The 14215-nt window shown below is 60.1% G+C and carries 10 protein-coding genes; 6 read left to right on the forward strand and 4 right to left on the reverse strand.

Annotation, left to right across the window (positions count from 1 at the left end; genetic code table 11):
- Positions 1–4: 4 nt before the first annotated feature.
- Both ACR0AC_RS05715 and ACR0AC_RS05720 read right to left on the reverse strand, forming a co-directional pair.
- Positions 5–3784, reverse strand: coding sequence for an efflux RND transporter permease subunit (locus tag ACR0AC_RS05715; RefSeq protein ID WP_480872339.1), 3780 nt, complete (start codon positions 3782–3784; stop codon positions 5–7).
- Positions 3781–5013, reverse strand: coding sequence for an efflux RND transporter periplasmic adaptor subunit (locus ACR0AC_RS05720; protein ID WP_170449777.1), 1233 nt, complete (start codon positions 5011–5013; stop codon positions 3781–3783). The genes ACR0AC_RS05715 and ACR0AC_RS05720 overlap by 4 nt, the downstream gene beginning before the upstream one ends.
- 224 nt (positions 5014–5237) lie before the next feature.
- On the opposite strand from ACR0AC_RS05720, the gene ACR0AC_RS05725 reads away from it, so the two are divergent.
- The 5 genes from ACR0AC_RS05725 to ACR0AC_RS05745 all read left to right on the forward strand — a co-directional run bounded on the left by ACR0AC_RS05725 (position 5238) and on the right by ACR0AC_RS05745 (position 10604).
- Positions 5238–5909 (forward strand): hypothetical protein, encoded by a 672-nt coding sequence (locus tag ACR0AC_RS05725; protein ID WP_480872341.1) that lies wholly within the window; start codon positions 5238–5240, stop codon positions 5907–5909.
- A gap of 39 nt (positions 5910–5948) precedes the next feature.
- The gene (locus tag ACR0AC_RS05730; protein ID WP_480872343.1) at positions 5949–7271 is read left to right on the forward strand and encodes a PQQ-binding-like beta-propeller repeat protein; all 1323 of its coding nucleotides are present in this window, start codon (positions 5949–5951) and stop codon (positions 7269–7271) included.
- A gap of 48 nt (positions 7272–7319) precedes the next feature.
- Complete coding sequence (der, locus tag ACR0AC_RS05735) at positions 7320–8783, forward strand: ribosome biogenesis GTPase Der (protein WP_170628547.1); 1464 nt, start codon at positions 7320–7322, stop codon at positions 8781–8783.
- A gap of 163 nt (positions 8784–8946) precedes the next feature.
- Complete coding sequence (locus ACR0AC_RS05740) at positions 8947–9933, forward strand: fatty acid desaturase (protein ID WP_480872346.1); 987 nt, start codon at positions 8947–8949, stop codon at positions 9931–9933.
- Positions 9934–10019: 86 nt separating this feature from the next.
- Positions 10020–10604, forward strand: coding sequence for a helix-hairpin-helix domain-containing protein (locus ACR0AC_RS05745; protein ID WP_480872348.1), 585 nt, complete (start codon positions 10020–10022; stop codon positions 10602–10604).
- A 51-nt stretch (positions 10605–10655) separates the two neighbouring features.
- On the opposite strand, the gene serS is transcribed toward ACR0AC_RS05745, so the two are convergent.
- Positions 10656–11948 (reverse strand): serine--tRNA ligase, encoded by a 1293-nt coding sequence (gene serS, locus ACR0AC_RS05750; RefSeq protein WP_480872350.1) that lies wholly within the window; start codon positions 11946–11948, stop codon positions 10656–10658.
- An 86-nt stretch (positions 11949–12034) separates the two neighbouring features.
- Positions 12035–13693, reverse strand: a complete 1659-nt coding sequence (locus ACR0AC_RS05755) for a mechanosensitive ion channel domain-containing protein (protein ID WP_170622009.1) — start codon at positions 13691–13693, stop codon at positions 12035–12037.
- Between the two features lie 201 nt (positions 13694–13894).
- Between ACR0AC_RS05755 and yajC the strand changes: the two genes are divergently transcribed.
- Positions 13895–14182 (forward strand): preprotein translocase subunit YajC, encoded by a 288-nt coding sequence (yajC, locus tag ACR0AC_RS05760; protein WP_170449793.1) that lies wholly within the window; start codon positions 13895–13897, stop codon positions 14180–14182.
- Positions 14183–14215: the final 33 nt, after the last annotated feature.

Consider the following 14215-nt stretch of genomic DNA (forward strand, 5'->3'; position numbering starts at 1 on the left):
TGCTTTATTCTGCGGCTTTCAGCGGTGCGCCGGGTGGGGTGTCGGGGCGATCCTCGGGTTCGACCCGATTGGGCAGAGGCTGATCGTCCCACACAATCTCGGTCGATTGCATGGCGCGCGCGGTCCGGCCAATTGCCATGTCCTGCGCGATCCTGCTGGAACGGCCTGCGGACACCCGTGCCAGAAGCTTGCCCAGCCAAACCGCGTAGGTTGTCACCCAGACGCGTAGCGCCAGGAAGGATGGCGTCACGATCAGGGTCAGCACGGTCGCGATACCCAGACCAAACACCACGGCGGTCGCCAGTTGCTTCCACCACAGCGCGGTGGGGCTGTCGATCGTGTAGCCGCCATTGACGAAATCCAGCGACAGGCCAAACATCATCGGTGTCAGACCGGCCATTGTGGTCAGCGTGGTCAGCAGAACCGGACGGATCCGGGCCTCGGCCGTGCGCACGATGGCATCGATCCGGGGCATATAGCGGCTGTATTCCTGATAGGTATCGATCAGAACGATGTTATTGTTCACCACGATGCCTGCCAGCGCCACGATCCCTGTGCCGGTCATGATGATCGAGAAGGGCTGCTCCATCACCAGCATCCCGATCAGGACGCCGGTCGTGGACAACACCACCGCCAACAGCACCAGAACCGAGTTGTAGAAGCTGTTGAACTGCGCCAGCAGGATCACGAACATCAGTCCCAAAGCGGCCAGAAACGCGCTGGACAGGAAGGCCTGGCTTTCGGCCTGTTCTTCCTGATCGCCGGTCCATTCCCAGCTGATTGCGGGATCGAACGGGTCGGTTTGCAGCCACTCGGTCAGAACGGCGATACGTTCGTTTGGATTGATCAGGCTGATGCGGGCGTCACCTGCGTCGATCACGCCGCGCAGCTCATCGACGCTGTTTGCGCCGGTCAGTTGAACAAGGTCGAACTGCTTGCCGTCCGGCGTTGTCAGGGTCGAGGGTGAAGGCGCGGCACCATCCTCAAGCGCGCGCAGAACGGCCAGACGTTTGTCTGTGCCATCGGGGCCATCCGTCACCACTTTGCTCAGACCGGGTTCGACATCGGCCTTGACGTCATAGTAACGCTCCTGATCGATGCGGTTGATCTCGGCCAGTTTGGCCACGGGTTGACGCGACACGAAATTGGACAGCGGCACCAGCCCGTCAGGCGTGCGGACTTTCAAGGTGTCCAGCGTGGACAGGACGCGGTCTTCCTCGGGCAGGCGGACGCGGATCTCGATCTCTTCATCTGTGGAGTCGGGGCGCATCTCACCCAGCAGGATACCCCGCGTGACCAGTTGCACCATGGCCCCAACAGTTGCCACGTCGGCCCCGAAACGACCCGCCTTGGCGACATCCACGTCGATCTGCCAGTCGATGCCGGGCAGGGGCAGAGTGTCTTCGATCTTGATCAGGCCGGGCATGGTATCGAACGCCTCACGCGCCGCCAGAGTGGCACTTGTCAGACTGTCCCAACCATCACCCTTGATCCGCAGATGCACGGGCTTGGCCGAGGCCGGCCCTTGTTCCAGCGGCAGAATCTCGACCACGAAGCCGGGCAGTTCGGCCAGTTGGGTATTCAGCTCGTCCAGCACATAGTCGCCGTCATATTCAGGGGCGACAAAGTGGCGATCAAACAACCCACCCAGAATGGGTTCCGAGATGTTCGGGCGGTCTTCCCATGGGATGATCTCGAACTGTACGCGCCCGACGGTATCCGCCGGATCCTGTGCACCGCCGTTGTTCTGGTCAAGCCCGCCTTCACCGGCGAAGGAAAAGACGTTGATAACGGCAGGATGGGCCGCGATTACCTGTTCGGCGGCCAGAACCATGGCGTCTTTTTCCGCCAGCGACAGGTTGCCCCGCGCCCTTACGAAGGCGGTGGCCTGCTCGGGCTCGCTTTCGACGAAGAACTCAACGCCGCGGTTGTTTTCGCCAAAGATCGTCATCACGGTCATCACTGCAAACCCGACGGCGGCGATGGACACAATCGGCATGATCGGGTTGCCGACGAGGAACTTGATGAAATAGCCGAATGGCGTGTGCTCTTTCGCGGTATGAACCTTGGTGTCCGGCTTGCGTTCGATCTTGGCCGCACCCAGCGTGACCGATCCGGCGAACGCGCCAAAAATCATCATGACAGCGCCGATGAAGGAACCACCACCGGGCACAAGGTAGTTCGGGTTCAACACCTGCATTGCGCCCAGGAACACAAGGTAGAACGAAGGGGCCACCAGCACCGCACGCAGCCACCACGGCGTGCGGGCCCGCAGCCAATTCGAGCAGCGGTCAAAGACACGGCTGAGGCGTCCCGACACGCCGCCCATGACCGGCAGGTAGATCAGCGCAACGATCAGCGAGGCGGACAGAACGAAGATCAGGGTGACGGGCAGCATCCCCATGAACTCACCCGGTACGCCGGGCCAGAACAGCATTGGAAGGAAAGCACACAGCGTTGTCGCAGTGGATGAGACGATGGGCCAGAACATCCGCTGCGCCGCCTCGACATAGGCGTGCATCGGGCCGACGCCTTCCTTGATGCGCTTGTCGGCATATTCGACCACCACAATCGCACCATCCACCAGCATACCAACCGCCAGGATCAGACCGAACATCACAATGTTCGAAATACTGACGCCCATAACCGCCAGGAACGCGAAACACAGAAGGAACGACGTGGGAATGGCGAAACCCACCAGCAACGCGGCGCGTGACCCCAGTGAGGCCAGCACAACGATCATCACCAGCGCAATCGCTGTCAGGACCGAGCCTTCCAACTGGCTGACCATCGATCCCACGATGCGGCTTTGGTCGTTCGACGTGCCGACATCCACGGCGGCTTGCAGTTCTGGCGGCCATTTGCTTTGCGCCTCGGCAACGGTTGCTTTGACCTGTTCGACCGTGTCGATCAGGTTGAACCCTTTCCGCTTGACCACCTGTAACGCGACGGTCGGCACATTATCGAACCGTGCCGTGCCTTCGCGGTCTTCGAAGGTGTAATTGATCTCGGCCAGTTCACCCAGCGTGATCACCCGGTCACCGTTGACCTTGACCGGCAGCCCATAGACATCCTGCGCGGTTTTGAAGGACGAGGGGATCTTGACCGAGAATGTGCCTTGCGCCGTTTCAACTTCACCCGCTGCGATCAGCTGGTTGTTGTTTTGCACGACATTGATCAGTTCGGCTGCTGTGACGTTGTAGGCTTCAAGCCGCAGGGGGTCGATGACGACCTCAAGCAATTCGTCGCGATTGCCCGCAATACCGGCCTCCAGCACCGAATCCAGTGCCTCAAGCTCATCCTGCAAGTCCTTGGCCACGCGGGCCATTGTGCGTTCGGGCACGGCCCCGGTCAGGTTGACGATGACGATGGGGAATTCGGAAAAGTTAATCTCGTGCAGCGAATATTGCTCGGCCCCTTCGGGGAACTCGGCCTGCGCGCTGTTCATGGCATCGCGCACGTCGGCCATGATGGCCGTCTTGTCCCAGCCAAAGTCGAATTCGAGCGCCACACCGGCATAGCTTTCGGCGGCGGTTGCCGTCATCTCTTTCAGACCGTCAAGATCCGCAAGCTCGGTCTCCATCGGTTTGACAAGCAGGTTTTCGGAATCCTCTGCCGAGATGCCCGGAAACTGGACCGACACAAACAACGCCGGGATTTCGATATCCGGCTCGCCTTCTTTTGGCAAGCTGACATAGGCAAACCCGCCGATGACCAGCGAGATGGCGATAAAGGCCAGAACCATTCGGGCCCGATCAGCGGCCCAAGCAACAATACCTGTCATTGTGACGCTTCCTGATAGGTCGGGGCGACGGTGACGCCCCGGGTCACGAATTCTTGTCCGACAACGATTATATCAGTTTTTTCCGGCAATCCGCCAATCCAGACGCCATCGGCGGTATCTCGCAATACGCGGACCGGCATGAAATCGACCACATCGCCCGCGCCAATGGTGCGCACGCCCAACTGGCCTTCATTGTTCAGTGTCAACGCCGATTGCGGCAGCAAATGTGCCTTGGCCCCTTCGGCTGCAATGCGGATCGTTGCGGTCTGGCCGTCGCGGATGGTCAGATCGGGGTTCGGTACGGTGATCTCAACCTCGAAGGTACGGGTGGTTTCATCCGCCGACCGGCTTAGGAATGTCACGCGCCCTTCAACCTGCCGCCCGGTAACCAGTTGCGCCGAGGCTTCGGCACCGACCTGCACGCGGTTGACCTCGGTCTCCGGCACAAAGCCGACCAGCTTGATGGGGTCAAGCTGGATGACCGTGGCGCATAGCGAACCGGGCTGCATCAGGCTGCCAAGCTCTGCCGTGTCGCTTTCCAGCAGGCCCTGAAACGGGGCTTCGATGGTCAAGCGGTTGATCTCACGCCGTGCGGCTTCGACCTCGGCTGTGGCAGCTTCGATCCCGGCGCGGGTGGCTTCCAGCCCGGCTTCGGCGGACTTGATGCCGGCTTCGGCAGTGCTCATCGCGGCTTCGCTGGAAATGCGCCGGGTCTCGGACCCGAACCCGGTTTCTGACAGTTTCTGGGCGGCAGTAAGATTGATCTGCGCCTCGGCTACAAGCGCGTGCGCTTCTTCCAGCCGCGCTTCGGCCTCGGGAATGCGGCTTTCGGCTTCCAGTTTTCCGGCCATGGCTTCCGCCAGGCTGGCAGGGCGCGTGCCCGGATCAAGTTCGCACAGCAGATCGCCGGTCTCTACAAACGTACCCCGGCGTTTGGGTTCCGAGACAACGGTCGAGGTTGTTTCGGCCAGAACCTCAACCTGCCGGTTGGCTTTGGTTTGTCCACGCAGCAGCACGGCGCTGTCGATTTCGCGCGCTTGCGAACGCACCGCGACGACGCGAATAATTGCTTCATCTGCGGCTGCAACCTGGGTTGCTTCGCCCTCGGTTGTGGAAGAGTCCTCGGCGTCACCCCGTCCGGCAAACGCAAACAGCGCGTCACGCTCGAACACAAGAAAATACAGTGCAACAATGACCAAAAGGGCGTTGATGAACGAAATCAACCGCATAAGGTACTTCTCCCAGAATTTCACGTCAGGCGGACCTGACATACATGTCTGAAAATGGGGGCGGACATGTATATTTTCTACGCTAAACTGAATAGTTCGGTTCACTTTTTTGCGCAAGAGCGGACTGCCGCTACGGTATTGTGCACAATCCGGGCCTTGGCTTGGCCGTGGTGCCGGGGTATGACATGGCGCACGAAAGCAGAAGACACAGCCCGGGGGCAGGGATGAGCGACACCGACAGTTTCATTGATGAGGTCACAGAAGAGGTACGCCGTGACCGCATGTACCTGCTGTTGCGCCGCTGGGGCTGGGTGGGTGTTGTTGCCGTCATACTGGTCGTCGGCGGGGCCGCTTTCAACGAGGTTCGCAAGTCCCGCGAAACGGCTCAGGCGCAAAAGCTGGGCGACGAAATCCTTGCCGCGCTTGAGGAAAACGATTCTGCTGCGCGGGCGACCGAATTGCTGGCAGTTCAGCCACAATCGCCGGGCGGTGATGCTGTTCTGAGCATGCTGTTGTCCGCCGCGCAAGTGGATGCCGGATCCGAACAGGACGCCGTTGCCAGCCTGAACGCCATTGCCGTTCAGGGCGATTTGCCGGAGATTTACCGGGCGATTGCAAGTTTTAAGGCACTGTTGCTGCAAGCGGATACGTTGCCTGCCGCAGATCGCCGCCTGCAGTTCGAGGCTCTGGCCGCGCCGGGCGCACCGCTGCGACTGCTGGCCCAAGAGCAACTGGCCCTGATCGATATTTCCGAGGGTGAGGTTGACGCGGCGCTGACCCGTTTGCAGGCATTGCGGCAGGATGCCGAGGTGGGCGTAGATTTGCAGCAACGCGCTGCGCAGTTGATTGTCGCCCTGGGGGGCGAGCCGGACCCGTTGGTGGCGCAACAGGGCTAAGCTGGCGGTATAATAAAGGACAGGCGAGTTCGGATTGACATGGTAACACGACTATTTTCCCGTATGGGATTGCCGGCTGCGGCAATTGCCCTTACTGCCCTGGCCGCCTGTGAAGAGCCCGAGTCCATTCTGCCCGGCGCTCGCGAAGACATCCGGCCTGCCTCGGACACCGAGGTTGTGGAAACGCGCGGGTCTCAGCCGATCAGCCTGCCAGCGCAAACGGCCAACTCCAGTTGGTCGCAGAGTGCCGGAACCCCGGCTTTCCGCACCACCAACGCAGCCCTGCGCGGAACACCGCAGCGGATCTGGTCGGCCCCGATCGGCAAGGGCGACTCACGCAAACAGCGCATCACCGCCGAACCTGTCGTGGCCGGAGGGTTGATTTACACTCTGGACGCGGTTGCGACCGTGACAGCTGTTTCGCCGCAAGGGAAGGTTGTGTGGGAGACCAACCTGATCCCCAGAAATGACGGTGATGTGGACGCGACCGGCGGCGGCATGGCCTATGCCGACGGTGTTCTGTACGTCTCCTCTGGCTTTGGCCGCCTGACCGCGATGGATGCACGAACCGGAGCGATCCGTTGGCAGAAACGCCTGAACGCTACAGGCAGCGGATCGCCCCTGGTTGCGAACGGGCTGCTGTATCTGGTCGCAGGGGACGAAACCGGCTGGACCATCGACACCAAAGACGGCCGGATTGCCTGGCAGATCGAAGGCACGCCGAGCGTCGGCAACGTTCTGGGCGCTCCGGCCCCGGTTCTGGCCTCGGACCTTGCTGTTTTTGCCTTTGGTTCCGGTGATATTGCCGCCACCTTCCGGCGGGGCGGTATCCGCCGCTGGAACGCGTCGGTTGCCGGCGGGCGCCGGGGACGGGCCGCAGCGCAGATCATCGACGTGACCGGCGGGCCGATGGTTGCGGGCAACACGATCTATATCGGCAACCATTCCGGGCGCACCGTCGCCTTTGACGCGGGTTCGGGCGAACGTCGCTGGACCGCCGATGAAGGCGCGGTGGATACGGTCTGGCCTGCGGGCAACAGCATCTTCCTGATCAGCGACCGCAGCCAGTTGGTGCGCCTGAACGCTGCTGATGGTTCGATCATCTGGGCACAGGACCTACCGGGTTTTGTCAAAGACCGTCCCGGACGGCGCGGACCGATTGTGGCCCACTACGGCCCGATTCTGGCGGGTGGACGTCTTGTCGTGTCCTCAAACGATGGCTATGTGCGCTTCTTCAATCCGGTCGACGGATCGCAGATTTACCAGGTCGAGGTTCCGGGCGGGGCCACCACCTCACCAGTTGTGGCGGGGCAGACGCTGTATGTCGTTTCGACCAAGGGCGATCTACACGCTTTCCGTTGACGTTCAGATGCGCTAAAGGGCGCTTCTTGAGTCTTGAAAGTTGAGAACATGTCGCTGACCCTCGCCATCGTGGGGCGCCCGAATGTGGGCAAATCCACCCTGTTCAACCGCCTTGTGGGCAAACGTCTGGCCTTGGTCGACGACCAGCCCGGCGTGACGCGCGACCTGCGCGAGGGCGAAGGGCGGCTGGGCGATCTGCGTTTTACCGTGATCGACACGGCGGGGCTTGAGGATGCAACCGATGACAGCCTGCAGGGCCGGATGCGCCGCCTGACCGAGCGTGCGGTGGACATGGCCGATGTCTGCCTGTTCATGATCGACGCGCGGACCGGTCTGACCCCAACGGATGAGATGTTTGCCGAGATTCTGCGCAAACGCTCGAAACACGTGATTCTGGCAGCCAACAAGGCCGAAGGGTCCGCAGCGGATGCCGGTGTTTTGGAGGCCTATAACCTGGGCCTCGGCGAACCCGTACGCCTGTCGGGTGAGCATGGCGAAGGGATGACGGACCTTTATGCCCAACTTATGCCGCTGGCGGATGAGGCTGAGGACAAGGCCGAGGACGATACCCCCGAAACCGATATCGAGCTGGATGAGGATGGCGAAGGTGAAACGCCTCTGATCACCGCCGCCAAGCCGCTGCAGGTTGCGGTGGTTGGACGTCCGAATGCCGGTAAATCCACGCTGATCAACAAGATCATCGGCGAAGACCGCCTGCTGACCGGCCCCGAGGCCGGGATTACCCGCGATGCCATCAGCCTGCGCATCGACTGGGCCGACCCTGATGGGGACAGCACCCCGATGCGGATCTTCGACACCGCGGGCATGCGCAAAAAGGCCAAGGTGCAAGAGAAGCTGGAAAAGCTCTCGGTCTCTGACGGGCTGCGCGCCGTGAAATTTGCCGAGGTTGTCGTGGTTCTATTGGATGCTGCGATTCCGTTCGAACAACAGGACCTGCGCATTGCCGATCTGGCCGAACGCGAAGGCCGTGCCGTGGTTGTCGCTGTCAACAAATGGGACATCGAAGACGACAAGCAGGAAAAACTGCGCGAGCTGAAAGAGTCCTTCGAACGCCTGCTGCCACAACTGCGCGGCGCGCCTTTGATCACCGTCTCTGCTAAAACGGGCCGGGGGCTCGAGCGTCTGCGCGCCGCAATCCTGCGCGCCCACGACATCTGGAACCGGCGCGTGCCGACCGCTGCGCTGAACCGCTGGCTGACCGCAATGCTGGAACAGCACCCACCGCCAGCCCCGCAGGGCCGCCGGATCAAGCTGCGCTACATGACTCAGGCCAAGACCCGCCCGCCGGGTTTCGTGGTCATGTGCTCGCATCCCGACAAGATGCCCGCCAGCTACACCCGCTATCTGGTCAATGGTCTGCGCGAAGATTTTGACATGCCCGGCACACCGATCCGCCTGACCCTGAGGGGGCAGGGCGACAAGAACCCCTACAAGGGGCGACGCAAGAAAAATGCGGGTGCTTTGGCCAAACATCTCAAGGGTAAGGCGTAACTGCGCCAATTTTCAGCGTTTTTAGTCTCGGGGCGTGACAGCGCCTTTTCCCCGCGCTAGCATTCAGTTGCGTGCATTTGTTTCGTGTACGCTGCTTGTACGCGGACACTCCGCGCATATTTTTGGGTTAATTTTTGTCGGGCCATCGTGGGGAGCGGGCTGGATGGATCTTAGGGAATACACAAGACAATACGCGGTTCAGGACAACAAACTGGCAGTGTTGAGCTATTTTGGGACCTTCGCGGTGTATTTCGCATCGCTGGCGCTGGCGATCACATACGTGGATCGCTGGTACATCATGGTTCCGGCGGGGATTGTTTTTGCCTTTTCGGCAGTGCGTCTTTACGTGCTGCAACATGATTGCGGGCATCATTCGCTGTTTGAGACACGGCAACAGAACGAATGGGCCGGGCACGGCCTGTCGCCTTTCACCTTCGCTCCGTTCGAGGTGATGAAGCAGAACCACAACCTGCACCACGCCGGAATTGGCAATCTGGAGCACCGCGAAACCGGCGAGATCCATACGATGACCTTGCGGGAATGGAATGAGGCGGATTGGAAAAAGCGCCTGTTCTACAGACTTTATCGCAACCCGTTCATCCTCGTGCCGGTTGGGGCGTTGTTTACCTATTTCATCCGCTATCGCTGGCCCAAGAACACCGTTCGGTTCGGAGTGAAGGGGGTTGTGCTGCACAACCTTTCCATCGTCGTATTCCTGGGGCTTCTGTGGTTGATTGCGGGCACGACGGGCATTCTGGTCTGGCTGGTATTCTCTCTGCTCGGGGGGATGCTGGGCGTATTTCTTGTCTACCTGCAGCATAATTTCGAGGACACATACTGGGATCGTCGGCCTGATCTGGACCCTCAGCTGGCGGCCTTGCAAGGATCGTCTGCTCTGGATTTCGGGTGGTGGTTCGACAATGCGGTTGCCTGCATCACTTTGCACGACATCCACCATTTCAACGCGCGCATCCCGTCCTACCGGCTGCGGGCGTGTCACTATAACCTGCCGCCAGAATTCACCCCGCGTCGGATCAAATTCCCCGAAGCTGTGGCCGCGCTGACCCTTAAGCTATGGGACGAAGACGCCAAACGTTTGGTGCCGTTTCCTAAGCAGCGGCAGGGCGCCAAGCTGGCTCACGGCAGGTGAGATCGCAACGGGACAGCATCACGACTTGAAGGATTGTATATCCTGTGTATATACGGATGTGCAGGGAGACAGAGAAAGGACCCATAATGACCGCATTGGCCGATGTTAAGGGCGTGGGAGAAGCGCTTGCCACAGCCTTGTCCGCGAACGGTTTCAAGACAGCCGAGGCCGTGGCGAAAGCCAAGCCCGAAGATCTGGTCAAGGTCCCCAGAATAGGTTTGGCACGGGCCGCTGTGCTGATTGCTGCTGCGAAAGAGGCCGTCGCTGCGAAACCCGCCGCCGCCAAGCCTGCCGCCAAGCGCGCGCCAGCGGCACGTCGGGCGACGCCGCGCAAAGCTGCGGCGCGACGCCCCGCGGCCCGCAAGACAGTCGCCGCAGCAGCCGCCGAAAAACGCGCGGAAGAGGCCGCGAAGAAAGCTGCGGCTGAAAAGGCTGCGGCCGAAGCCGCCGAGGCGAAGGCCAAGAAGAAGGCCAAGGCAAAAGCAAAGGCTGAAAAGGCCGCCAAGAAACGTGCCGAGATGGAGGCCGCGTTCTCGAAAGCCAAGGACAAGGTGAAGGCCAAGTCGAAGAAGGACAAGAAGTCCAAGAAGGACGACAAGAAAAAAGACGCTGGCAAGAAGGACAGCAAAAAGAAAGATAAGAAGAAGGATAAGAAAAAGGCGAAGAAGTAAGCCTTCCTCGCCCTTTTGGAAAGACCGGCGCTTGTCGAAGCACCGGTTTTCTTATCCCAGCGTACCGTCTGTTTGCAGGGTCCGCTTGCCGCCCAGATAGGGGGCCAGAACCTCGGGCAGGGTCACAGTGCCATCTGCGTTCTGCCCGTTCTCCAGCACGGCGATCAGGCAGCGCCCCACGGCCAGCCCCGAGCCGTTCAGGCTGTGGACATATTCCGGTTTGCCACCCGCTTCGGGGCGGAAACGGGCATTCATGCGACGCGCCTGAAAATCGCCGGTGGTCGAGACCGAGCTGATCTCGCGATAGGTATCCTGACCGGGCAGCCATGCCTCGATGTCAAAGGTGCGGCGCGCGCCAAATCCCATATCACCGGTGCACAGGACAACGGTGCGGTAGGGGATGCCCAGCTGCTCCAACAGGTCCTCGGCGCAGCGCAGCATCCGTTTTTGTTCCTCGTCCGATTTATCGGGATGAGTGATCGAGACCATCTCGACCTTTTCAAACTGGTGCTGCCGCAGCATCCCGGCGGTGTCCTTACCGGCGCTGCCAGCTTCGGACCGGAAGCAGACGGTGTGGGCGGTCATGCGGATGGGCAGGGCGGCCTCGTCCAGAATCTCCCCGGATACCGAATAGGTCAGTGTGACCTCAGAGGTCGGGATCAGCCACCAGCCATTGGTGGTCTGATAGCTGTCATCGCCGAATTTCGGCAGTTTGTCGGTGCCATACATCGCCTCATCCCGGACCAGAACGGGGGTCTGCATCTCGGTCAGACCGTTCTTGTCGATATGGGTGTCCAGCATGAACTGGGCCAAGGCGCGGTGGATACGCGCGACGCCTTTTGACAGGTTCACAAACCGGCTGCCGCTGGTCTTGGCGGCGGTCTCGAAATCCATTGCGGCGGCGACGGCGGGAATGTCGAAATGCTCTTTCGGAGCGAAATCGAACGCACGCGGCGTGCCCCAGCGGTTCACCTCGACATTATCATTTTCGTCCGCGCCTTGGGGTACATCCTCGGCAGGCAGGTTGGCGATGCGGGCCAGTTGATCGGTCAGCAGCGCGTCCAGATCCTTGGCTTCGGTCTGCATCCGCGCAATCTCGGCCTTTTTTTCGGCGACCAGAGTGCGCAGGCGTTCGAATTCCGCCTCATCTCCGCGCCCCTTGGCGGCACCGACCTCTTTGCTGGCTTTGTTCTGTTCGGCCTGCGCCGTCTCAGCCGCCAGAATCTTGGCGCGGCGGCTTTCGTCCAGGCGCAGCAGGTCTGACGACACCGGCGCGTCCCCACGGCGCGCAAGAGCGGCGTCGAAGGCGGCAGGGTTTTCGCGAATGGCGCGGATGTCGTGCATGTCTCAGATCCTTAATGCGTGAATCACTAAAGCTGCTTATGCACCATATGGCTGGAAGGGTGTAGCGCTGGTTAACCAAATTGCGCTTAACTGTCTGGCGTCTCTTCGTGATGCGCCAGATGACCATCCCAATCCCCGGCTGGGATCTTCGGCTCGGGCGGGTCGGCCATGTAGGACGGGGTCATGATCTGCACATTGTTCTCGTTAAACACAGCCACGATGTTGCGGTGCAGGTCTGACCGGATTTTAGGGATAATACTGCCGCGCGTGGTGTACCCGTTGATCTGATAATTGATCGCGTAGTCGGCCAGTGCGGTCCACAAAACAAAGGGTTCGGGCTTGGCCTTGATCCCCTTGGTGCGATGGGCGGCTTCGATCAGCATCGCCTCGACCTTTTCGGGCGGTTCCTCGTACCCGATGCCGACAGTGGTGTGCAGCAACAGACCGCTGCCGTCGGTTTTCTTCGAGAAATTCACCACATCCGAATTCATCAGCTGCGCGTTGGGGATCGAGATCAGCTCATTCTTGATGGATTTCAGATGTGTCTCCATCAGCTTGATCTGCACCACGTCACCAATGTGATCCCCGATCTGAATTCGATCCCCGATCGAGGTCGAGCGGCGATAGATCACAAACAGCCCCGCCAGCATATTCGACACGACCGAGTTTGCGCCAAGCGACAGCATCGCGCCCACCAGAATGGTCAGCCCCTGAAACGCCGCGGAATCCGAGCCCGGGATATAGGGCACAGCAAAGACCAGCGCGATCAGGATCACAACGACCCGCGCGATGTTGAAGGTTGGGTTGATCCAGTGCTTTTCGAAATCCCCCAACTCGAACGAGCCCGCTTCGACCGCGTCAAAGAACACCCGCATGCCCTTGATAATATACATCGTTACCCAGGTGATCAGGCCAAGCATGATCATATTCGGGATATAGCTGAGGATGCCTTTGAAGATCAGAAGGACGGGTTCCGTCAGGTAGGTCAGAAGCAACTGCGCGAAATATCGGGTTTCAGCAAAGGCCAGCAGGACGAAGGACAGATAGTAGTAAAAGCCCAGAAAGAAGATCACCAGCAGGACAAAATTCAGCCCATAGCGGACCAGGGCAGCAATTGCCTCGGCCTGAACGCTTTTGGCGGTGGCGGTTTCAACGTCCTTCAGGTGGCGTTTGACGAATTTCAGGGTGCGCCGCCGGATTCTGCGATGCAGCCACAGGATGGCGACAACAAAGACAAAAAAGCCCAAGGTCCAGGCCGCAGCCTCGATCGCGCCCGACACGCGCGCTTGATCCGTTCTGTTCGAACGGTAGGCTTCGATGGATTGCTTGATCGCGTTGCCGTGCAGAACGCTGACAACGCTCAGCTCCATCTGATCCAGTTCAGCATCGGCTTCGGTGACGATTGAGACCCTTTCACCATCTGCCAGAATCCAGGTGCCAAAGTCGGTTTCTTCAAAGCTGATTGCGACCTCGGTCGCGTCCGAGGCTTCGGCGATTTCGATGATCTTGTTCTGAACACCCTCGGCCCGTTCGGGCGCGGGCAGGGCGCTTGAACCGCGGACCTGAAACAGGATGTCCCCGTCCACGATGACCGGGGCCATGAAGGCCTCTGATTCAGCTGCTTCGGGCGCGGTCGCTTCCGCAGGTGCGTCCTGTGCCCGGACAGGACCGTCAAACCACAGGATCACCGCCAAAGCGGCCAGGAAATAACGTAACAAAAGGAAGGGCTTGAATTGCCGTGCCATATGTCCCCCTTACCCCGGACTATACCCGGTTTGGGCCATGTTCCTAGGACATATCTGCAACGCTTTGACTGTTCTTGCGGTGACAGGGTCGCGTTCAGGTGGGTCACACCGCCGCCTTTGCTTGCAAACAGACATATCAGCGCATAGGTTCCCGCCAAATTTGCGGAACGGTGCCGCAACACAAAGCAAAAGGAATATCCCATGGAAGGTGGCGCAATCGCCCAGTTTCTCCCGCTGATCCTGATCTTCGCGATCATGTATTTCCTGCTGATCCGTCCGCAGCAAAAGAAGATGAAGGAACATCAGGCCATGGTCGAGGCCGTGCGCCGGGGCGATCAGGTCGTCACGCAGGGTGGCCTGATTGGCAAAGTGTCCAAGGTCAAGGAAGGCGAGAACGAGATCGAGGTCGAGATCGCCGAAGGTGTGAAGGTGCGCGTGGTCAAATCGACCATCGCCCAGGTTCTGAACAAGACCGAACCTGCGAAGTAACTTCGCCTGACAATTCCTTGAAAAGGCAGGGTA

The sequence above is a fragment of the Ruegeria sp. H7 genome (genome assembly GCF_056532945.1).

Bases quoted from the DNA above. Each gene is read 5' to 3' on its own strand.
- ACR0AC_RS05715 (WP_480872339.1), bottom strand. From the start codon at position 3,784: ATGACAGGTATTGTTGCTTGGGCCGCTGATCGGGCCCGAATGGTTCTG.
- ACR0AC_RS05720 (WP_170449777.1), bottom strand. From the start codon at position 5,013: ATGCGGTTGATTTCGTTCATCAACGCCCTTTTGGTCATTGTTGCACTG.
- ACR0AC_RS05725 (WP_480872341.1), top strand. From the start codon at position 5,238: ATGAGCGACACCGACAGTTTCATTGATGAGGTCACAGAAGAGGTACGC.
- ACR0AC_RS05730 (WP_480872343.1), top strand. From the start codon at position 5,949: ATGGTAACACGACTATTTTCCCGTATGGGATTGCCGGCTGCGGCAATT.
- der (WP_170628547.1), top strand. From the start codon at position 7,320: ATGTCGCTGACCCTCGCCATCGTGGGGCGCCCGAATGTGGGCAAATCC.
- ACR0AC_RS05740 (WP_480872346.1), top strand. From the start codon at position 8,947: ATGGATCTTAGGGAATACACAAGACAATACGCGGTTCAGGACAACAAA.
- ACR0AC_RS05745 (WP_480872348.1), top strand. From the start codon at position 10,020: ATGACCGCATTGGCCGATGTTAAGGGCGTGGGAGAAGCGCTTGCCACA.
- serS (WP_480872350.1), bottom strand. From the start codon at position 11,948: ATGCACGACATCCGCGCCATTCGCGAAAACCCTGCCGCCTTCGACGCC.
- ACR0AC_RS05755 (WP_170622009.1), bottom strand. From the start codon at position 13,693: ATGGCACGGCAATTCAAGCCCTTCCTTTTGTTACGTTATTTCCTGGCC.
- yajC (WP_170449793.1), top strand. From the start codon at position 13,895: ATGGAAGGTGGCGCAATCGCCCAGTTTCTCCCGCTGATCCTGATCTTC.